The following is a 19,198-nucleotide window of genomic DNA, read 5'->3' as shown; positions in this document are numbered from 1 at the left end:
CCGCACCTGGACCGCACTCGGCCAAGCCACATTCACGACCACCCCGACCAGCCACGCCTACCGCGACCGCGGCACCTACACGGCCCACACCAGCATCCACTACACCGCCGAGGTCGACATCGGCAACGGCTGGTTCCCCCTCACCGGACAACTCACCATCACCGGACCCCCACAACAGATCCACATCTACCAAGCACGCACCGCACTCGTCGACCACACCTGCACCGAACACCCCACCGCCCCCGGCTGCTGACCAACGCGCGGAGCATCGCACCCGATGCTCCGGCGACCGCCTGCTCATGTCGCGCCTCCGTGTCAGACTGTCGTGTGTGACCGATCGCCTCATGCTGCTCGACACCGCCAGCCTCTACTTCCGTGCCTTCTACGGGGTGCCGGACAAGGTCACCGCGCCCGACGGCTCACCCATCAACGCGGCCCGTGGCCTCCTCGACATCATCGCCAAGCTCGTCACGCTGTACGAGCCCACGCACGTGATCGCCTGCTGGGACGACGACTGGCGTCCACAGTGGCGGGTCGACCTCATCCCGAGCTACAAGACGCATCGGGTGGTCGAGGTCGTCGCCAGCGGTCCCGACATCGAAGAGGTGCCCGATCCGCTCGAGGCGCAGATCCCGCTCATCCGCGAGACGCTCGCCGCGCTCGGCATCCCGATCATCGGCGTCGCGGAGCACGAAGCGGATGATGTGATCGGCACTCTCGCGACAGATTCCACGATCCCGGTCGACATCGTCACCGGCGACCGCGATCTCTTCCAGCTCGTCGATGATGCCCGCGACGTCCGCGTCATCTACACCGCGCGCGGCATGAGCAATCTCGAGATCGTGACCGATGCCACCGTCGTCGCGAAGTACGGCGTGCTCCCCTCGCAGTACGCGGACTTCGCCACGATGCGCGGCGATGCCTCCGATGGCCTGCCGGGCGTGGCAGGCGTCGGCGAGAAGACCGCGGCGACTCTGTTGCAGACCCATAGCGATCTGGAAGGCATCAGGGCCGCAGCCGATGCCGGCGAAGGCATGAGCGCCGGCGTGCGCGCGAAGATCCTCGCGGCATCCGACTATCTCGACGTCGCACCGACCGTCGTCGCCGTGGCGACCACGCTGCCGATCAGTGCGCCGGAGATCCGGCTCCGCGTCCCCGATCCCGCGGAGGCCGACGCAGCATCCGCCCTCGCCGAGAAGTGGAACCTCGGCGGCTCCATGACCAGGGCGATCGCAGCCGTGTCCCACGCGGCGCTCCCCTCCACCTGATAACCGGCTCCGATCCGGCTCACTCCGCCCAGGCGAGCAGACGCGACAGACCCCAGGTCGTCACGATCCGCGACGCCGGCACCCCCGCGCGTTCCGCACGCTCGGCACCGTGATCGAGCAGCGAGAGCTGCCCCGGCGCGTGTGCGTCCGAGTCGATCGAGAACAGGCATCCGGCTTCGAGTGCGATCGTGATGAGCTCGTCCGGCGGGTCCTGGCGCTCCGGACGAGAGTTGATCTCGACGGCGACACCGTTCTCCGCACACGCCGCGAACACGGCTGCCGCGTCGAACTCCGACGGCGGACGTGTCCCGCGCTCGCCCTGCACGAGCCGCCCGGTGCAATGCCCGAGCACGTTCACACGCGGATGAGCCACCGCCGCCAGCATCCGAGCTGTCATCGAACGCGCGTCCATGCGCAGCTTCGAGTGGACCGACGCGACCACGATGTCGAGCTCGGCGAGCAGCGCGTCGTCCTGGTCGAGAGCACCGTCTTCGAGGATGTCGACCTCGATCCCGGCAAGCAGGGTGAAGCCGTCGCCGGACTCCGCACGCACCAGCGGGATCTGCTCACGAAGACGTTCCGCCGACAATCCCCGCGCGACCCGCAGGCGTGGCGAGTGGTCTGTGATGGCTTGATACTCGTGCCCCTGTGCCCGCGCCGCGGCGGCCATCACCGAGATCGATGTCGTTCCGTCCGACCAGTCGGTGTGCGCGTGGAGATCGCCACGGAGCTTCGTGCGCAACTCGGACACCCGCTCGGGTTCGACGTCACCGCGGAGCTCCACCAGATACTCGGGGATCTGGCCGGCCTGCGCCTGGCGGATCACCGCGAACGTCGACTCCCCGATGCCCTTGGCCGCGCGCAACCTCGTCGGATCGGTCTTGACGTCCTCCGGCAGATCCTGCAGCGTCGCCGCCGCCTGACGGAACGCCTTGGCCCGATACCGCGACGCGCGCTCACGCTCCAGGAGCGAGGCGATCTCCAGCAGCGCGTCGACGGGCTCCATGGTCAGTCCTTCGGCGTCGCCAGTTCGCGACTCACGCTGATCCACTGGTCGAGCTTCGCCAGCGCGCGACCGTCGTCCACGGCAGCCGATGCCTTGGCGTACGCGTCGCGCAGTCGCTCGAGGATCGGACGCTGCACCTGGCCAGCGTCCTGCGAGAGCTCGAAGGCCACGATCCCGGCCGCGGCGTTGAGCAGCACGATGTCACGCACCGCTCCGGTCTCGCCGGCGAGCGTCCGCCGGAGCACCTCTGCGTTGTGCTGCGGAGAGCCGCCGAGCAGGTCCGCGAGGTCGGCGATCGGGATGCCGAGGTCGCGCGGATCGAGGTCGTGCTCGTGGATGTCGCCACGGGTCACCTCCCAGATGCGGCTGTGCCCGGTCGTGGTGAGCTCGTCCAGCCCGTCATCACCTCGGAACACGAGCGCCGTCGCGCCACGGGTGCGGAACACGCCGGTGATCAGCGGCACGCGTTCGATCTGAGCGACGCCCACGGCGTTGGCTTCCGCACGGGCCGGGTTACAGAGCGGTCCGAGCATGTTGAAGACGGTCGGCACACCCAGCTCCGCCCGAACCGGACCGGCGTGCTTGAACCCCGGGTGGAACGCACCGGCCCACGCGAAGGTGATGCCGGTGCGATCGAGGATGGATGCCACGGCAGCAGGATCGAGCGAGAGTTCGAGGCCGAGGGCGCCGAGCACATCGGAGGAGCCGGAGGCCGAGCTCGCCGCGCGGTTTCCGTGTTTGACGACGGGGACCCCGGTCGCGCCGATGATGATCGCGGCCGTCGTCGATACGTTGACCGTGCCGACGCGATCCCCGCCCGTGCCGACGATGTCCAGCACGTCGGGAGACACCGGCAGCGGAACGGCCGCCTCGAGGATCGCATCCCGGAATCCGACGATCTCGTCGATCGTCTCGCCCTTCGCACGCAAGGCGATGAGGAAGCCGGCGAGCTGCGCCTCGGTGACACTCCCCTGCATGATCTGCCGCATCGCCCAGGTCGACTCCCACACGCTGAGGTCGCGACGCTCCAGGAGGGTGGTGAGCATGTCGGACCAGGTCAGCGATTCAGCCATGTGTGCGATCCTATCGGCGCGGAGAAAACATGCAGATGCATCCTCACGTCCGTGCATCCGACGCCGGTCCTCTGTTTCCCGCGGATTCACCAGGAATTCGCAGTGTTTTCTTAGGGTCCCCTAAGTCGCAACCCGGCGAATCGAGGGCCGTCGGTGCAAGAATCACGCCCGAGGATCGGCCATAATGGAGGGGTGACGACCTCAGCGACGTATGCCCCGGCGGCGAGAACGATTAAGCGGCCCAACCCGGTAGCTGTCGGAACCATTGTGTGGCTCGGCAGTGAGGTGATGTTCTTCGCGGGACTCTTCGCGATCTACTTCACCCTCCGCAGCACCTCACCGGAGCTGTGGGCCGACCGGACCGAGCTGCTGAACGTCCCGTTCGCCGCAGTGAACACTGCGATTCTGGTGCTCTCCTCGTTCACGTGCCAGATGGGCGTGTTCGCGGCAGAAGACCTGCAGCCCTACAAGATCGGCAAGGGGCAGAAGAACGGCGCCGGCCGCCGTCGTCTGTTCGGCTGGGGAATGGTCGAGTGGTTCTTCCTCACCTTCGCCCTCGGCGCGATCTTCGTCTCCGGCCAGGTCTGGGAGTACGCGCAGCTGGTGGCTGAAGGCATGCCGATCAGCGCCGACTCCTACGCATCCGCGTTCTACCTGACGACCGGCTTCCACGCCCTGCACGTCACCGGTGGCCTCGTCGCGTTCCTGCTCGTCATCGGGCGCGCATACGCCGTCAAGAACTTCCGGCACAAGGAGGCGACGTCCTCGATCGTGGTGTCCTACTACTGGCACTTCGTCGACGTCGTCTGGATCGTGCTGTTCCTCGTTATCTACTTCCTGAAATAAGAGCGGAGCTGATCCCCGAGATGGCACGAGAGAAGAAGCGCCGTTCCAGCGGTCGTCGCAGCCCTTTGGCGGCGGCCGCGCTCATCGGCGCAGGACTCATGATCACCGGCGCCGTGTACGCCGGTGCGTCCGCTGCGTTCGCTGCATCCGACACCCAGTCCGCGAGCACCCAGTTGACGGTCGAGGACGGCAAGAAGCTGTTCACCGCCAACTGCGCCACGTGTCACGGTCTCGACCTGCAGGGAACGGCCAACGGCCCCAGCCTCTACGGCGTCGGCGAGCTGGCCACCGAGTTCCAGCTGTCGACCGGACGCATGCCTCTGCAGATGCAGGGACCGCAGGCGCCCCAGAAGGAGCCGCAGTTCACCGAGGACCAGATCCTCGCGATCTCGTCCTTCGTGCAGTCGGAGGCCCCCGGCCCGACCTTCCCCGAAGAGCGTCTGCTCGACGGAAAGGGCGACGTCGCCCACGGCGCAGAGCTGTTCCGCGTGAACTGCGCGATGTGCCACAACGTGGCAGCAGCCGGTGGTGCTCTGACCGAGGGCAAGTACGCCCCCGCTCTGACCAACACGAGCGCCCTGCACATCTACGCGGCGATGGTCACCGGCCCGCAGAACATGCCGGTCTTCGGCGACATGAACCTGTCCGACGAGGACAAGCGCGACATCATCTCGGCGCTGCTCTTCCAGCAGCAGTCCGTGCAGATCGGCGGATTCTCGCTCGGATCTCTCGGACCGGTCTCCGAGGGCCTGTTCGTCTGGATCTTCGGCATCGGCGCACTCGTCGCCGTCACCGTGTGGATCACGGCGAAGTCCAACTGACGCTTATTCATCGAAGAGGAACGTACGAGGAGCACCATGGCACACGACGACGACTCGCAGGCTCTTGACAGGGCCTACCAGCCCTCTCCGGGGCTGGGTGTCGCAGTCAGCGATCCCGTGCAGAACCCCGGTCTTCCGCCGCACCGCGAGCGGATGACCGACAAGGACCCGCGAGCTGAGAAGGCCGCTGTCCGCACCGTCTACACGCTGTTCTACCTCTCGCTGGCGGGAAGCATCTGGGCGGTCGCCGCCTACATGCTCTTCCCGATCGAGAGCGGCGCGCTCATCGACATCCGACAGAACAACCTCTTCATCGGACTCGGCATCGCACTCGCGCTGCTGGCCCTCGGCATCGGTGCCATCCACTGGTCCAAGGCCCTGATGTCCGACAAGGAGCACATCGAGCACCGCCACCCGACGCGCGGAAAGGACTCGACCCGCGAGGCGGCCATCAAGGCCTTCGCCGACGCGAACGAGGAATCCGGCTTCGGACGCCGCACGATGATCCGCAACTCGCTGTTCGCCGCGATCGTCGCATCGATCATCCCGGGCGTGACGCTGTTCCGCGGCCTTGCACCGCACTCCACGCCGGACGACCCCACTGCGGGCGACCCGGTCGCGCTGCTCAAGCACACGATGTGGGAGAAGGGTGCCCGTCTCGTCCGCGATCCCGATGGCACGCCCATCCGCGCCGCCGACGTGACGCTGGGTTCCGCCTTCCACGTGATCCCCGAGGAGCTGGCGACGCTCAGCCACCACGACGGCTACCTCGAAGAGAAGGCCAAGGCCATCGTGCTGATGATGCGCCTGCGCCCCGAGCAGCTGATCGAGGCCGAGGACCGCAAGGACTGGTCCTACGACGGCATCGTCGCCTATTCCAAGGTCTGCACGCACGTCGGATGCCCGGTGGCACTCTACGAGCAGCAGACGCACCACCTCCTGTGCCCGTGCCACCAGTCGCAGTTCGACGTCACGGACCACGCAAAGGTCATCTTCGGCCCGGCGGCTCGTCCGCTGCCGCAGCTGCCCATCACCGTCGATGACGAGGGCTACCTGGTCGCACGCAGCGACTTCACGGAACCCGTCGGCCCGAGCTTCTGGGAGCGCCATTGAGCACCGCAACGCTGTCCAAAGAGGACAAGGACACCAAGGCGCCCCTCGGCGGTCGCTTCGTCGGTGCCGCGTCGAACTACATCGATGAGCGCACCAGCCTCTCCGGCTTCGTCAAGGAGCTGGGACGCAAGATCTTCCCCGACCACTGGTCGTTCATGCTCGGCGAGATCGCGCTGTGGAGCTTCGTGGTGGTGTTCCTCTCCGGAACCTTCCTGACGTTCTTCTTCCAGGCGTCGATGGTCGAGACGCACTACACCGGTGCCTACGCGCCGATGCGGGGCATCGAGATGTCGGCCGCGCTCGAGTCGTCGCTGCACATCTCGTTCGACCTGCGCGGTGGCCTGCTGGTCCGCCAGATCCACCACTGGGCGGCTCTGGTGTTCATCGCCGGCATCGGCGTGCACATGCTCCGCGTGTTCTTCACCGGTGCGTTCCGCAAGCCGCGCGAGTTGAACTGGGTGATCGGTTTCATCCTCTTCATCCTCGCGATGGCCGAGGGCTTCACCGGATACTCGCTGCCCGACGACCTGCTCTCCGGCAACGGCCTGCGCATCATCGACGGCATGATCAAGGGTCTCCCCCTGATCGGCACCTGGACCTCGTTCCTCCTCTTCGGCGGCGAGTTCCCGGGTACGGACATCGTCGGACGCCTGTACACGCTGCACATCCTGCTGCTGCCGATGCTGGTGATCGCGCTGATCGTCGTGCACCTCATGCTGATGATCATCAACAAGCACACGCAGTTCGCCGGCCCCGGCCGTACGAACGACAACGTTGTCGGCTACCCGATGATGCCCGTGTACATGTCGAAGATGGGCGGCTACCTGTTCATCGTCTTCGGCACCATCGTGTTGATCGCGACCTTCTTCCAGATCAACCCGATCTGGAACTACGGCCCGTACGACCCCTCCCCCGTCTCCGCCGGCACGCAGCCGGACTGGTACATCGGCTTCGCCGATGGAGCGCTGCGTCTCGCTCCGTCGAACTGGGACGTCGTATTCCTGAACCACACGTGGTCGTTCGGAATCATCGCGCCGGTCCTGGTGCTCGGCCTGTTCATCGTCGCCGTCGCGATCTACCCCTTCATCGAGGCGTGGGTCACGGGCGACAAGCGCGAGCACCACATCGCCCAGCGCCCCCGCAACGCGGCGACGCGCACCGCGATCGGTGTGGCCGGTGTCGTCTTCTACGCCGTCCTCTGGGCCGCGGCGTCGTCCGACCTCATCGCCACGCACTTCATGCTCACCATGGAGGGCGTGATCCACACGCTGCAGGTGCTGCTGTTCCTGGGTCCGATCCTCGGATACTTCGTCACGAAGCGCATCTGCATCGCGCTGCAGAAGAAGGACCGCGAGATCGCGCTGCACGGCTTCGAGTCCGGACGCATCGTGCGCCTCCCCGGCGGCGAGTTCATCGAGGTGCACCAGCCGGTCGACAAGTACGACCGCTGGAAGCTCATCGACGTCGACGGATACGAGCCGCTCGTCGTCCGCCCGAACGCCAAGGGTCGCATCCCGTGGACGGAGAACCTCCGCTCCTCGATGTCCCGGTGGTTCTTCGAGGACCGTCTCGCCCCGCTCACGCAGGCAGAGGTCGACGAGGCAGACGCACACCAGCACCACGTCACGGCTCACAACGACGAGACCGAGGCAGCGGAGATCCAGGGCGCCCACGAGCGCGCAGGGTTCCCTGACGCCCCGCTCACGGTCGATGAGACGCACGTCGACGAGACGCCGAACACTCCGAGCACGGTGATCGCCACGGAGCCGGTGAAGAAGCCCCGCAAGAACAAGCCGGAGGATGGCGAGTAGTCGCCACTCCCCTGCTGATGAAGGCCTCGTCCATGCGGACGGGGCCTTCATCGTTCTCCCCCTGACTGAGAGGATGGGTCCATGACCTCTGTCGTCCAGCTGATCCGCTCCACCTCCCTCGCCGCCACACCCTATGCCTACGCCGCGACTGCACCCGCTGGCTCTCGACTGATCTTCCTCGCCGGCGCATGCCCTCTCAACGACGACGGAACGACTGCTGCTCCGGGCGACTACGCCGGCCAAGCCGCACGGTGCATCGAGACGCTCACGCAAGCCCTCGAAGTCGCCGGTGCCACCCTCACGGACGTCATCAGCACCCGCGTCCTCGTGGCGTCCTCCGCCCAAGCGGACCTCGTCACGGCCTGGGATGTGGTGCACGACGCGTTCGGCCCTCACGACGTCCCCAGTACGCTCCTGGGCGTGACTGTGCTCGGATACGACGATCAGCTCGTCGAGATCGAAGCGATCGCGGCCGTCGCGGAGGTGTGAGTTGGACGTCGTCCTCCGCCCCGCTCGTCCGACCGACGACCGCGCGATCGAGCAGATCGAGATCGCTGCCGATGCGCTGCTCGTCGAACTCTTCGAGGCGGAGGACTGGCCTCCCCCGACCCCGTCCTCGGAGAGGGCGCTCCTGCCGGGGTTCGTCATCGTGGCGGAAGACGCGAGCGAGGATGCGCATCCCGTGGTCGGCTTCGCGCATGTCCTGCAGTTCGATGGACAAGCGCATCTGGAGCAGCTCTCGGTGCATCCCGCGCACGGCCGCCGCGGTATCGGTCGTCAGCTCGTCGAAGCGGCCATGGCCGAGGCTCGCGAACGCGGACACTCGCAGATCACACTCCGCACCTACACCGATGTTCCGTGGAACGCGCCCTTCTATGCCTCCTGCGGCTTCGTCCCGAGCGAACCCGATTCGCCGACCTTGCGCGGCCTCATTCAGACGGAGACCGAGCTCGGCTTGTTTCGATACGGCGCACGCGTGCAGATGACTGCGCGCCTGTGATGTGTACGCCGTGTCAGCAATCACGCGCACGACGACCGGATTCTGCTGAGCACCTCCGAACACCTCGTTCTAGGCTGAGCAGATGATCGAACGCTCTGACTACTACGCAGCGAGACTCGCCTTCGAGACGGACGCCAGCGACGTGCATGCGGCGAGAACAGCCGGCGAGGAGGTCTATGTCATCGATGTGCGCTCGGACGAGGCGTGGGCCCAGGGACGCGTTGCCGGGGCCGTGCACATGCACTACAGCGAGATCGCCACACGCGCGGCCTCCGAGATCCCCGTCGATGCGGAGGTCGTCGTCTACTGCTGGAGCCCCGGATGCAACGCCGGCGCGAAGGGCGCCCTCGAGTTCGCACGCCTCGGGTATCGCGTGCGGGAGATGATCGGAGGCTTCGAGTACTGGGTGCGCGAGGGCTACCCGGTCGAGGATGCGGACGGCGTCCACCGACGCCCCGTCGACCCGCTCACCGGAATCGCGCGCGTGCGCAAGCGCGCCTGATAGGAAAAGTACCTGGCAGACGAGAAGGCCCCCGGGACGAATCCCGGGGGCCTTCTTCGATACTCCTGTGTCAGCGGGCGAAGTTGCCGCGGTAGTACTCGTACACCCAGCCCACGATCGCGACGACGAAGATCGCGAGACCGATCGGGAGCAGGAAGTGCCCGACAGCGAGCCCGACGACGAAGATTCCCGCAGAAGCAGCGAGCACCAGCGGCCACCAGGACCACGGGCTGAACTCGCCGAGCTCGGGGTCACCGTCATCGATGTCGGCGGTCAGGATGTCTTCGGGAAGCTCACCCTTCTGCGCCTTGTGCGTGCGGTCGAGGTAGAACGCGATCATCGCTGCCATGAAGGCCGCGAAGAACAGGGCGACGGTGCCGACCCATTCGATCCGCATCGCGAAGTTGTCGTCCGGGGTGACAAGGATGTGCCAGCCGGTGTAGACGACTCCGACGAGGGCGAAGAACGCCGTCAGAATCCACCAGAGAATGACGTTGTCGCGCATGACTTAGTGGGCCTCTCGCTCGCCGGGAGCCGTGGTTGCGAACTCGGCGGCCTCGGGGTGATTCAGATCGAACGCGGGACGCTCGCTGCGGATACGCGGGATCGAGGTGAAGTTGTGACGCGGCGGCGGGCACGACGTCGCCCACTCGAGCGATGCACCGTAGCCCCACGGGTCGTTGACCGTGACCTTCGGCGCCTTGCGGGCCGTGATCCATACGTTGAGGAAGAACGGCAGCATCGACGCACCGAGGATGATCGCACCGATCGTCGAGACCTGGTTCTGCCAGGTCCAGCCGTCGGCTTCGGAGTAGTCCGCGTAGCGACGGACCATTCCGTCGACACCCAGCCAGTGCTGGATGAGGAACGTCATGTGGAAGCCGATGAACAGCATCCAGAAGTGCACGTAGCCGAGGCGCTCGTTGAGCATGCGGCCCGTCCACTTCGGCCACCAGAAATAGAAGCCGGCGAACATGGCGAACACGACGGTTCCGAACACCACGTAGTGGAAGTGCGCCACCACGAAGTACGAGTCGGACAGCGCGAAGTCCAGCGGCGGGGCCGCGAGGATGACGCCGGTCAGACCACCGAACACGAACGACACGAGGAAGCCGAGGGCGAAGACCATCGGAGTCTCGAAGGTCACGGACCCCCGCCAGAGCGTGCCGATCCAGTTGAAGATCTTCACACCGGTCGGGACCGCGATGAGCATGGTCATCAGGGCAAAGAACGGCAGGAGGACCGAGCCGGTGACGTACATGTGGTGCGCCCACACGGCCACCGAGAGCGCGGCGATCGCGATGGTCGCGTACACCAGGGTCTTGTAGCCGAAGATCGGCTTGCGGCTGAACACCGGCAAGATCTCGGACACGATGCCGAAGAACGGCAGCGCGATGATGTACACCTCAGGGTGGCCGAAGAACCAGAACAGGTGCTGCCAGAGCAGGACGCCACCGTTGGCCGGGTCGTAGATGTGCGCACCGAGGATGCGGTCGGCCGCGGCGGCGAAGATGGCCGCTGCGAGCACCGGGAACGCCATGAGGATCAGCAGGCTCGTGATGAGCGTGTTCCAGGAGAAGATCGGCATACGCCACATCGTCATACCGGGAGCGCGCATCGTGATGATCGTGGTGATGAAGTTCACCGCGCCGAGGATCGTTCCGAAACCGGAGATGCCGAGACCGACCATCCAGAGGTTTCCCCCAGCACCCGGGGAGAACGACGCTCCCGCCAGAGGCTGATAGGCGAACCATCCGAACGAGGCAGCACCCTGCGGGGTGAGGAAGCCGGCGACCGCGATCGTGGAGCCGAAGAGGAAGAGCCAGAAGGCGAACGCGTTCAGACGCGGGAACGCGACATCGGGCGCACCGATCTGCAGCGGCAGGATCGCGTTCGCGAAGCCCGCGAACAGCGGCGTCGCGAACATCAGCAGCATGATCGTGCCGTGCATCGTGAACAGCTGGTTGTACTGCTCCTTCGTCGGGATGATCTGCATACCCGGCGCGAACAGCTCGGCGCGGATGACCAGAGCCATCACGCCGCCGAGGAGGAAGAACAGCACCGAGGCGATCAGGTACATGTACCCGATGGTCTTGTGGTCGGTGGAGGTGATCCACTTGACGACGATGTTGCCCTTCTGCTCCACACGCGAGGAGCTCATGAGAGCGGCCTGGCGGGCGGGCAGGGTGCGGGGACGCGACCCGGGGGTCTCGTCGGTACGGGGAGCTTCGGTGGTCGACATAACTTACTCCCCTCCTTCCTCGGTGTCGGTCTTCGCGGTCGTGCCCGGGAAGTTCGAAAGGCGGTCGTAAGCGTCGGTGATGTCGCCCGTGTTGCCCTTCTCCTCGAGCGACTTGAGGTATGCGTCGTACTCCTCGGGCGAGACGACCTTCACGTTGAAGAGCATCATCGAGTGGTACTCGCCGCAGAGCTCGGCGCACTTGCCGGCGTACTCGCCCTCACGGGTCGGGATGAACGACCAGGAGTTGTCCTTCCCGATGAACATGTCCTTCTTGTAGAGGAAGTCGATGATCCAGAACGAGTGGATGACGTCGCGGGACTGCAGGTTGATCGTGACCTTCTCACCGACCGGCAGCACCAGCGTCGGCAGCTGCGCCTGATCGATGTTGCCGTCCTTGTCGGGCTGGGCCTGGATGCCCATGGTCCAGACGGCGTCGGAGTTGTCCTTCTCATCGCCGTCGTACTGGAAGTCCCACGCCCACTGCTTGGCGATCGCGGTGATCTCGACGTCGGGCTCGTCCCACTTGGCCTCGATCGCGGTCTGATCACGGGCGGTGAAGAAGAACATGCCCAGCACGAGGATGAGCGGCACGATCGTGTAGAAGATCTCGATCGGCATGTTGTACCGCATCTGCACCGGGAGACCGGTCTGACCCTTGCGACGGCGGTACGCGATCGCGGCCCAGGCCATCAGGCCCCAGGTGATGACGCCGACGGCGAGCAGCACGATCCAGGAGTTCACCCAGAGCGACGAGACGCGCTCGGTCTGATTGGTGGCTGCGGGGCCACCCTCCACGAAGCCCGGAAGAAAGCCGTTCAGCTCGGTGGGAGAGCAACCCGCCAGGGCCAAGGCTGCCGCAACTCCCACGGGGAGGGCGGCCCAACGAAGGCTGCGTTTCGAGGGCACGATGCACCTTTCAGATCGCGAACAGAGCACACCCAAGTCTAGGGCAAGCTCACACCTGATTCATGCCAACCACGCAGGTTCCGGACGCGGAACGGCCGCCGTCACCGATGGTGACGGCGGCCGTGGCCTGCAGGAGTGAATCAGTGGAAGCTGTCGCCGCACGCGCAGCTGCCCGCGGCGTTGGGGTTGTCGATCGTGAACCCCTGCTCGGAGATCGTGTCCTTGAAGTCGATCGCCGCACCATCGAGGTACGGAACGCTCATGTTGTCGATGATCACCTCGACGCCGTCGAAGTCGACCGTCTCGTCACCCTCGAGGAATCGCTCGTCGAAGTACAGCTGGTAGATGAGACCCGAGCATCCGCCGGGCTGGACGGCGACGCGCAGACGCAGATCGTCGCGGCCCTCCTGCTCGAGCAGGTTCTTCACCTTGGTCGCGGCAGCATCGGTCAGGGTGACGCCGTGCGCGCGGGTGGTCTCCGGGGAGAGGGTGGTGTCGCTCATGTCGCTCCTTGTGACGGGCCGCAGATGCACGGCTTCTCGATAGATTCTACTGCCGCTGATGCGGTGAGGCTCAGAGTTCCGTCGCATTCATGCGGGAGAGCAGCAGCGCCTCGGTCGCGACCGCGTGGCGGAAGGTGTCGAGGTGGAGCGACTCGTTCGGGCTGTGCGCGCGGGAATGCGGGTCCTCCACGCCGGTGACGAGGATCTGCGCAGCCGGGAACTCCCGCACCAGATCCGCGATGAACGGGATCGAGCCGCCGACACCCAGGTCGACAGGAGGTACGCCGTAGCCGTCGCGCATGGCGTCGCGGGTGAGGCCCACCGCCCAGCCGCTGGTGTCGACGAGGAACCCGTTGCCGAGGTCGACGTCCGAGAAGGTGAGCTCGGCGCCGAAGGGCGCGTGGGCGCGGAGGTGCCGCTCCAGCGCCTCGTAGGCCTCCTGTCCGGACTGTCCCGGCGCGACGCGTGCGCTGATCACCACGGTGACCTCGGGCAGGAGGGTGTTGGACGCCGCTGCCACACTCGTGGCGTCGATGCCGATCACGGTCACCGCGGGCTTGTTCCAGATGCGGCTCAGGATCGTGCCATCGCCGATCGGATGCGTGCCGGGCAGCAGGCCGGCCTCGTCGCGCAGCGTCGCCTCCGTGTAGTCGGGGGTCGGCGCATCGCGCTCGATCATCCCCTCGACCGCGACGGAGCCGTTCTCATCCCACAGCGTCGACAGCAGCGTCACGGTCGCCATCATCGCGTCGGGCACGGCGCCGCCGAACATCCCGGAGTGCGAGGCGTGATCCAGCGTGCGCACGCGCATCGTGAAGCGCGCGTTTCCGCGCAGCGACACCGTGAGCCCCGGGGTGACCGAGTCCCAGTTGCCGGAGTCGGCGACGACGATCGCGTCCGCGCGGAGCGCCTCCTTGTTGTCGGAGAGGAACTGAGCGAACGACCGCGAACCGTACTCCTCCTCCCCCTCGATGAACATCGCGATACCGAGGTCGAGGTCGTCGCCGAGCACCTCGTGCACCGCCCTGATCGACGCGATGTGCGCCATGATCCCGGCCTTGTCGTCCGCGGCGCCGCGCCCGTACAGTCGCCCGTCGCGCACGGTCGGCTCGAACGGCGGGGTCTCCCACAGTGCGTCGTCTCCCGGAGGCTGCACGTCGTGGTGGGCGTACAGGAGGATCGTCGGCTTGCCGTTTCGCGCGGCGCGCGTCGCCAGGACTGCAGGCTGTCCCTGCTCATCCGTACCGGGGATCGCGGCGCGCAGCACCCGCACGTCGTCGAAGACGCCGGTGTCGCCAGCCAGGGCCGCGACAGCCTCAGCGCTGCGCTCCAGCTGGGTCTGATCGAACGCCGGCCAGGCCATTCCGGGGATGCGCACCAGGTCGCCGAGATCGGACAGCGCGGACGGGATGCCGGTCGCCACAGCCTCGAGGACGGCGGCGTCGGACTCACTGGGAGGAACAGGAGAGGTCATGCGAGTAATCTTAAGGTGATCCCCCGTAGCGAACCGAGGAACTCCGTGGCCACCACCCCTGTCTCCCCTTCCACGAACGACGACGCCCCCGAGACGCCCGGCGTCGGCAAGGGCCGTGCGACGCCGACCCGTGCGGAGCAGGAGGCTGCGCGCCGTCGGCCCCTCGTCGCGAACACCAAGGAGGCGAAGGCGGCCGCCAAGGCCGACCTCAACGAGCGCCGCGCCCGTGCGCAGGCAGGGATGGCCGCTGGCGAGGAGAAGTACCTCCCCGTCCGCGACAAGGGTCCGCAGCGCCGCTGGGTGCGCGACTACGTCGATGCCGGCTGGCACCCGGCCGAGTTCGTGATGGCCGTCATGGTGCTGGTCATCCTCGCCTCGCTCGTGCCGTCGAACACGATCATCTCGTTCTACGCCTACATCGTGATGATGGGATACCTCGTCATCGCGATCGGCGGCATGGTCCTGCTCGGCCAGCGCGTCAAGCGCAAGGCCGCGGCGAAGTTCGGCAAGGAGCGCCTCGAGCGCGGCCTCGGCTGGTACGCCGCCATGCGGTCGCTGCAGATGCGCTTCATGCGCCTGCCGAAGCCGCAGGTCAAGCGCGGCCAGTACCCCGACTGATCAGTCCCCTGTTGATCTCGCGGCCCCAGAACGGGCCGCGGTACAGGAACGCCGTGTAACCCTGCACGAGGGTGGCTCCGGCATCCAGTCGCTCCTGCACGTCGGCCGGAGTCTCGACACCGCCGACGGCGATCACGCAGAAGTCCGCAGGGACGGCCTCGCGCACCACGCGGAGCACCTCGAGCGACCGCTTCTTCAGGGGTGCACCGGAGAGCCCGCCCGCACCCGCCGCCTCCACCACCGACGCATCGGTGAGCAGGCCGTCACGGCTGATCGTCGTGTTGTGCGCGATGATGCCAGCGAGCCCTTCGGCCACCGCCATCCGCGCGATCGCCGCGATCTCCTCATCCGGCAGGTCGGGAGCGATCTTCACGAGCAGCGGAGTCGCGCCGGAAGCCTCGCGCACCGCACGCAGCAGCGGCGCGAGCGTCTCCACCGCCTGCAGCCCACGCAGGCCCGGGGTGTTCGGCGACGAGACATTCACGGCCAGATAGTCCGCGAGCGGTGCGAGGCGCGTAGCCGAAGCCACGTAGTCCGCCGTGGCGTCCTCGACAGCGACGACCCTGCTCTTTCCGATGTTCACGCCGATCACGGTGTCGGGGGCTCCCCGACGCAGCCGCGCGAGCCGACGAGCCGCCGCATCCGCTCCGGCGTTGTTGAACCCCATCCGGTTGATCACGGCGCGATCGGCGATCAGGCGGAACAGTCGCGGCTTGGGGTTCCCCTGCTGAGGAATCGCCGTCACCGTCCCGACCTCGACATGGCCGAAGCCGAGCGCGGCGAGTCCCCGTACGCCGACCGCGTTCTTGTCGAAACCGGCTGCGACCCCGAACGGCGAGGGGAACGTGAGCCCGAGTGCCTCCACCCGAAGCGACGGGTCGGGACGGGTCATCGCGCGCGTCGCCCAGGAGAACGGTCGGGCACCGAGCACGCGGATCACCGCCATGCCGGCGTGGTGGGCGAACTCGGGATCGAAGCGCGAGAGGACAGCGCGGAAGAGCAGCGGATACATCACTGCCAGATTACCGGTCGGCGGACTCGCGCTTCGCGTGGTCGGCCCGCAGATCGGTGATCGCAGCTTCGAAATCCTCGAGCGAGTCGAACGCCTGGTACACGCTGGCGAAACGGAGGAATGCGACTTCGTCGAGATCACGCAGCGGACCGAGGATCGCCAGTCCGATCTCGTTGGTGTCCAGCTGCGAGACACCCGTCTGGCGCACCGCCTCTTCCACGCGCTGTGCGAGGATCGCGAGGTCCGCCTCGGTCACGGGTCGGCCCTGGCACGCCTTCCGCACACCGGAGATGACCTTCTCCCGGCTGAACGGCTCCATCACGCCGGAACGCTTGATGACGTTGAGGCTCGCGGTCTCGGTCGTCGTGAAGCGTCCACCGCACTCCGGACACTGCCGCCGACGTCTGATCGAGAGCCCGTCGTCGCTGGTGCGGGAATCGATGACGCGGGAGTCAGGGTGGCGGCAGAAGGGGCAGTGCATCTGACCGATCCTACGCGCTGAAGCGCGCCTCGATCGCCTCGCCGTGCGCCGGGAGCACCTCGGACTCCGCGAGGGCGACGACCCCCGCACGCACGAGTGCCAACGCGGCACGGTCGTAGGAGATGACCTGCTGCGGGCGCAAGAACGTGTAGGCGCCGAGCCCAGGAGCATACCGGGCCTGTCCCCCCGTGGGCAGCACGTGGTTGCTCCCCGCCATGTAGTCGCCGAGACTGACCGGCGTCTGATCACCGACGAAGACGGCACCGGCGCTGGTGAACGCGGATGCCGCCTCCTCCGCATCGACGAGGTGCAGTTCGAGGTGCTCCGGGGCGTACGCGTTGCTGAATGCGGTCGCCATGGCGCGGTCGTCGACGAGGACGATCGCGGATTGCGGACCGGCCAGGGCTGCGGCGACGCGTTCACTGTGGCGGGTGAGCCCGGCGATCCGCTCCACCTCGACCGCGACCTGCTCGGCGAGCTTCGCGGCGTCGGTGACGAGGACCGCGGAGGCCTGTTCGTCGTGCTCTGCCTGGCTGACCAGATCGGCTGCGATCAGGCGAGGGTCTGCCGCGGCATCGGCGACGACGAGGATCTCCGTCGCACCCGCCTCCGAGTCGGTCCCGACCACTCCGGCGACCGCGCGCTTCGCAGACGCGACGTAGTTGTTGCCCGGCCCGGACACGACATCGACCGGATCGAGCCCGAGCGAATCCACGCCGTAGGCGAAGGCGCCGATGGCGCCGGCACCGCCCATCGCGTACACCTCGGTGACACCCAGCAGCCCGGCGGCCGCGAGGATCGTCGGGTGGATCCTCCCGCCCTGATCGGCCTGCGGCGGCGAGGCGAGCGCGATCTGCTCGACTCCGGCGACCTGCGCGGGGACCACGTTCATGATCACGCTGGAGGGATACACCGCCTTGCCTCCAGGGATGTACACGCCGACGCGGTGCACTGGCTGCCAGCGCTGCGTGATGACCGCGCCCTCGCCGATCCGGGTGACGCGCGGCTCGGGCACCTGGGCAGCCGATGCCAGCCGCACACGGCGGATCGCCTCCTCGAGCGCGCTTCGCACCTCGGGCGCGAGCGTCGAGAGTGCTTCGGCGATGTGGGACTCGGGGACCCGCACCTCATGCGCCGTCACGGCATCGAACCGTTCCGCCTGCTCACGGAGTGCGATCTCACCGCGCTCGCGCACGTCCTCGACGATGCGCGCCGCGGTGTCGAGCGCCTCGGCGCGTGCCTGTGTCGCCCGCGGAACGGCGGCGAGCATGTCGGAGGGCGAGAGCTCGCGCCCTCGCAGGTCGATCGTGCGCATGTCAGCCTTTCGTGATGTCGGAGATGTCGTGGAGGTAGCCGATACGGCCGTCGTCATGTCGGACGACGTACGCACCCCCACGGTCCTCGATCACGAGAGCCCAGGCGTTCGGGCCGATCCGGAACAGCGGCTCTCCGCGCTCGTCGTGCACATCGCGCTCCGAGGGCGCGAGGACCCAGAACGGCTGCGCGGCGGCGACGGCTTCACGAGGATTCGTCGCCTCCACGTCGGACTCATCCGAGCTGCGTTCCAAGACCACCGGCTCGGACTCGTCGGCGACGACATCCGTCTCATACGTCGCGGCCGTCTCCAGCAGCGACTCGATGCTCCCGGTATCGGACACGATCTCGGGCTCCTCCCCACGGGAGCGTCGGGAGTACGCGGGGACGTAGGTCTCGTCGGCGGTGTCCGGCTCGGTGCCGATACCACCGCCGGACGCGTGCGCGGTGAGCGGAACCTGCTCGGCCAGGTCGAGGCGAGCGATCTCATCGGTCGCCTGACGTCCGGACGTCTCGATGTCGAGGTCCACGACGAGCGGGAGGGCGGAGCGGTCCACCACGGCGGTCTGATCGTCGACCTCGTCCTCCGCGGTCTCAGCCGCGGGCACGGACTCCGACTCAGGCTCACGCTCAGGCCGCGGCCGCGCGATCACTGGGCGCACCGGATTCGCGTTCCGGTGCGCGAGGGTCACGAGGCGACCGTGGAAGTCCTCTTTCAGCCCGGGAATGATCGGGGCGAAAACGGTGAGGACGACCAGTGCGGTCGAGGTCACGACCATGGCGACGCCGTTCCACGGGAGTCCCCAATAACCGGTCGAGATCGCGGCGGAGATCGCGAGCCAGAGTGTGCCCGCCCAGACGGTCGCCGCGACGGAGAACGCCACCGAGGCGAACTGGTCGATGCCCAGCGAGCCGACCCGACGGATGCCGTCAGGTGAGAACCGTCGCAGGACCAGGAGGAAAACGGCGATCGTCGGCACGGCCACCGGCAGGATCCACTGGATGCCGATGCCCCACAGCGAGAGACCTCCGCTCAGCGGGAAGAACGAGAAGACGAAGGAGAGGACCCAGACTCCCACGATGAGCAGTTCACGAAGGGTGAATCCGAGGATGCCGAACTCGGGCGTGACCTCTTCGTCGTAGAGGACGCCGTCGTCGTCGCCGAACACCGCGTCCTCAGCATCCGTTTCGGGAAGATCCGTGCTCAT

General features: G+C 67.0%; 20 protein-coding genes and 1 pseudogene. 10 read left to right on the top strand and 11 right to left on the bottom strand.

Annotated elements, in window-relative coordinates; genetic code table 11:
- Positions 1-253 (top strand): annotated as a pseudogene (locus WFM69_RS16660) (hypothetical protein); the annotation flags it as partial.
- Between the two features lie 76 nt (positions 254-329).
- Positions 330-1,268, top strand: coding sequence for a 5'-3' exonuclease (locus WFM69_RS16655; RefSeq protein WP_337006668.1), 939 nt, complete (start codon positions 330-332; stop codon positions 1,266-1,268).
- Positions 1,269-1,287: 19 nt separating this feature from the next.
- On the opposite strand, the gene WFM69_RS16650 is transcribed toward WFM69_RS16655, so the two are convergent.
- Positions 1,288-2,274, bottom strand: a complete 987-nt coding sequence (locus tag WFM69_RS16650) for a PHP domain-containing protein (protein WP_337006666.1) — start codon at positions 2,272-2,274, stop codon at positions 1,288-1,290.
- A 2-nt stretch (positions 2,275-2,276) separates the two neighbouring features.
- Entirely contained in the window at positions 2,277-3,347 is a 1,071-nt protein-coding gene (trpD, locus tag WFM69_RS16645; protein WP_337006664.1) for an anthranilate phosphoribosyltransferase, read from the bottom strand.
- Between the two features lie 192 nt (positions 3,348-3,539).
- On the opposite strand from trpD, the gene ctaE reads away from it, so the two are divergent.
- The 7 genes from ctaE (at position 3,540) to WFM69_RS16610 (ending at position 9,440) form a co-directional block, all read left to right on the top strand.
- Entirely contained in the window at positions 3,540-4,193 is a 654-nt protein-coding gene (gene ctaE / locus WFM69_RS16640; RefSeq protein WP_031206006.1) for an aa3-type cytochrome oxidase subunit III, read from the top strand.
- A 20-nt stretch (positions 4,194-4,213) separates the two neighbouring features.
- A complete protein-coding gene (qcrC, locus tag WFM69_RS16635; protein WP_337006662.1) occupies positions 4,214-5,014 on the top strand; it encodes a cytochrome bc1 complex diheme cytochrome c subunit in 801 nt (266 codons plus the stop codon).
- A 36-nt stretch (positions 5,015-5,050) separates the two neighbouring features.
- Positions 5,051-6,127 (top strand): cytochrome bc1 complex Rieske iron-sulfur subunit, encoded by a 1,077-nt coding sequence (qcrA, locus tag WFM69_RS16630; protein ID WP_337006660.1) that lies wholly within the window; start codon positions 5,051-5,053, stop codon positions 6,125-6,127.
- On the top strand, positions 6,124-7,938 hold the full coding sequence (qcrB, locus tag WFM69_RS16625; protein WP_337006658.1) for a cytochrome bc1 complex cytochrome b subunit: 1,815 nt from the start codon (positions 6,124-6,126) through the stop codon (positions 7,936-7,938). The genes qcrA and qcrB overlap by 4 nt, the downstream gene beginning before the upstream one ends.
- An 81-nt stretch (positions 7,939-8,019) precedes the next feature.
- The gene (locus WFM69_RS16620; protein WP_337006656.1) at positions 8,020-8,427 is read left to right on the top strand and encodes a RidA family protein; all 408 of its coding nucleotides are present in this window, start codon (positions 8,020-8,022) and stop codon (positions 8,425-8,427) included.
- 1 nt (position 8,428) lies between these two features.
- Positions 8,429-8,938 carry a GNAT family N-acetyltransferase gene (locus WFM69_RS16615; protein ID WP_337006654.1) on the top strand — a complete coding sequence of 170 codons (510 nt, stop codon included), beginning with the start codon at positions 8,429-8,431 and terminating at the stop codon, positions 8,936-8,938.
- Positions 8,939-9,020: 82 nt separating this feature from the next.
- A complete protein-coding gene (locus WFM69_RS16610; RefSeq protein ID WP_337006652.1) occupies positions 9,021-9,440 on the top strand; it encodes a rhodanese-like domain-containing protein in 420 nt (139 codons plus the stop codon).
- A 70-nt stretch (positions 9,441-9,510) separates the two neighbouring features.
- Here WFM69_RS16610 and ctaF read toward each other — a convergent pair whose 3' ends face one another.
- The 5 genes from ctaF to WFM69_RS16585 form a co-directional block, all read right to left on the bottom strand.
- Positions 9,511-9,945, bottom strand: a complete 435-nt coding sequence (gene ctaF / locus WFM69_RS16605; RefSeq protein ID WP_337006650.1) for an aa3-type cytochrome oxidase subunit IV — start codon at positions 9,943-9,945, stop codon at positions 9,511-9,513.
- A gap of 3 nt (positions 9,946-9,948) precedes the next feature.
- The gene (ctaD, locus tag WFM69_RS16600; protein ID WP_337006648.1) at positions 9,949-11,682 is read right to left on the bottom strand and encodes an aa3-type cytochrome oxidase subunit I; all 1,734 of its coding nucleotides are present in this window, start codon (positions 11,680-11,682) and stop codon (positions 9,949-9,951) included.
- A gap of 3 nt (positions 11,683-11,685) precedes the next feature.
- Complete coding sequence (gene ctaC, locus WFM69_RS16595) at positions 11,686-12,588, bottom strand: aa3-type cytochrome oxidase subunit II (protein ID WP_337006646.1); 903 nt, start codon at positions 12,586-12,588, stop codon at positions 11,686-11,688.
- 140 nt (positions 12,589-12,728) lie between these two features.
- Complete coding sequence (gene erpA, locus WFM69_RS16590; RefSeq protein WP_337006644.1) at positions 12,729-13,091, bottom strand: iron-sulfur cluster insertion protein ErpA; 363 nt, start codon at positions 13,089-13,091, stop codon at positions 12,729-12,731.
- Positions 13,092-13,161: 70 nt separating this feature from the next.
- Entirely contained in the window at positions 13,162-14,565 is a 1,404-nt protein-coding gene (locus WFM69_RS16585) for a dipeptidase (RefSeq protein WP_337006642.1), read from the bottom strand.
- A gap of 45 nt (positions 14,566-14,610) precedes the next feature.
- On the opposite strand from WFM69_RS16585, the gene WFM69_RS16580 reads away from it, so the two are divergent.
- The gene (locus WFM69_RS16580) at positions 14,611-15,183 is read left to right on the top strand and encodes a DUF3043 domain-containing protein (protein WP_337006640.1); all 573 of its coding nucleotides are present in this window, start codon (positions 14,611-14,613) and stop codon (positions 15,181-15,183) included.
- On the opposite strand, the gene WFM69_RS16575 is transcribed toward WFM69_RS16580, so the two are convergent.
- The 4 genes from WFM69_RS16575 to WFM69_RS16560 are packed head-to-tail and all read right to left on the bottom strand — an operon-like array spanning position 15,158 to position 19,198.
- A complete protein-coding gene (locus WFM69_RS16575; RefSeq protein ID WP_337006638.1) occupies positions 15,158-16,195 on the bottom strand; it encodes a quinone-dependent dihydroorotate dehydrogenase in 1,038 nt (345 codons plus the stop codon). The two genes, WFM69_RS16580 and WFM69_RS16575, sit on opposite strands and share 26 nt — an antisense overlap.
- 10 nt (positions 16,196-16,205) lie before the next feature.
- Entirely contained in the window at positions 16,206-16,676 is a 471-nt protein-coding gene (nrdR, locus tag WFM69_RS16570) for a transcriptional regulator NrdR (RefSeq protein WP_337006636.1), read from the bottom strand.
- Positions 16,677-16,686: 10 nt separating this feature from the next.
- Entirely contained in the window at positions 16,687-17,991 is a 1,305-nt protein-coding gene (gene hisD, locus WFM69_RS16565) for a histidinol dehydrogenase (protein WP_337006634.1), read from the bottom strand.
- A 1-nt stretch (position 17,992) separates the two neighbouring features.
- Positions 17,993-19,198 carry a hypothetical protein gene (locus WFM69_RS16560; RefSeq protein ID WP_337006632.1) on the bottom strand — a complete coding sequence of 402 codons (1,206 nt, stop codon included), beginning with the start codon at positions 19,196-19,198 and terminating at the stop codon, positions 17,993-17,995.

This window comes from Microbacterium sp. LB12 (assembly GCF_037150835.1).
In the GTDB taxonomy this organism is placed as follows: domain Bacteria; phylum Actinomycetota; class Actinomycetes; order Actinomycetales; family Microbacteriaceae; genus Microbacterium.
Note: the sequence above shows the minus strand (reverse complement) of the source record. Positions and strands in the feature narration are given on the sequence as shown.

Excerpts from the sequence above, each read along its gene's own strand:
- WFM69_RS16575 (WP_337006638.1), bottom strand. The coding sequence starts at position 16,195 with ATGTATCCGCTGCTCTTCCGCGCTGTCCTCTCGCGCTTCGATCCCGAG.
- hisD (WP_337006634.1), bottom strand. The coding sequence starts at position 17,991 with ATGCGCACGATCGACCTGCGAGGGCGCGAGCTCTCGCCCTCCGACATG.
- trpD (WP_337006664.1), bottom strand. The coding sequence starts at position 3,347 with ATGGCTGAATCGCTGACCTGGTCCGACATGCTCACCACCCTCCTGGAG.
- WFM69_RS16650 (WP_337006666.1), bottom strand. The coding sequence starts at position 2,274 with ATGGAGCCCGTCGACGCGCTGCTGGAGATCGCCTCGCTCCTGGAGCGT.
- nrdR (WP_337006636.1), bottom strand. The coding sequence starts at position 16,676 with ATGCACTGCCCCTTCTGCCGCCACCCTGACTCCCGCGTCATCGATTCC.
- WFM69_RS16585 (WP_337006642.1), bottom strand. The coding sequence starts at position 14,565 with ATGACCTCTCCTGTTCCTCCCAGTGAGTCCGACGCCGCCGTCCTCGAG.
- WFM69_RS16620 (WP_337006656.1), top strand. The coding sequence starts at position 8,020 with ATGACCTCTGTCGTCCAGCTGATCCGCTCCACCTCCCTCGCCGCCACA.
- ctaD (WP_337006648.1), bottom strand. The coding sequence starts at position 11,682 with ATGTCGACCACCGAAGCTCCCCGTACCGACGAGACCCCCGGGTCGCGT.
- erpA (WP_337006644.1), bottom strand. The coding sequence starts at position 13,091 with ATGAGCGACACCACCCTCTCCCCGGAGACCACCCGCGCGCACGGCGTC.
- WFM69_RS16610 (WP_337006652.1), top strand. The coding sequence starts at position 9,021 with ATGATCGAACGCTCTGACTACTACGCAGCGAGACTCGCCTTCGAGACG.
- WFM69_RS16560 (WP_337006632.1), bottom strand. The coding sequence starts at position 19,198 with ATGAGCACGGATCTTCCCGAAACGGATGCTGAGGACGCGGTGTTCGGC.
- qcrC (WP_337006662.1), top strand. The coding sequence starts at position 4,214 with ATGGCACGAGAGAAGAAGCGCCGTTCCAGCGGTCGTCGCAGCCCTTTG.
- ctaF (WP_337006650.1), bottom strand. The coding sequence starts at position 9,945 with ATGCGCGACAACGTCATTCTCTGGTGGATTCTGACGGCGTTCTTCGCC.
- qcrA (WP_337006660.1), top strand. The coding sequence starts at position 5,051 with ATGGCACACGACGACGACTCGCAGGCTCTTGACAGGGCCTACCAGCCC.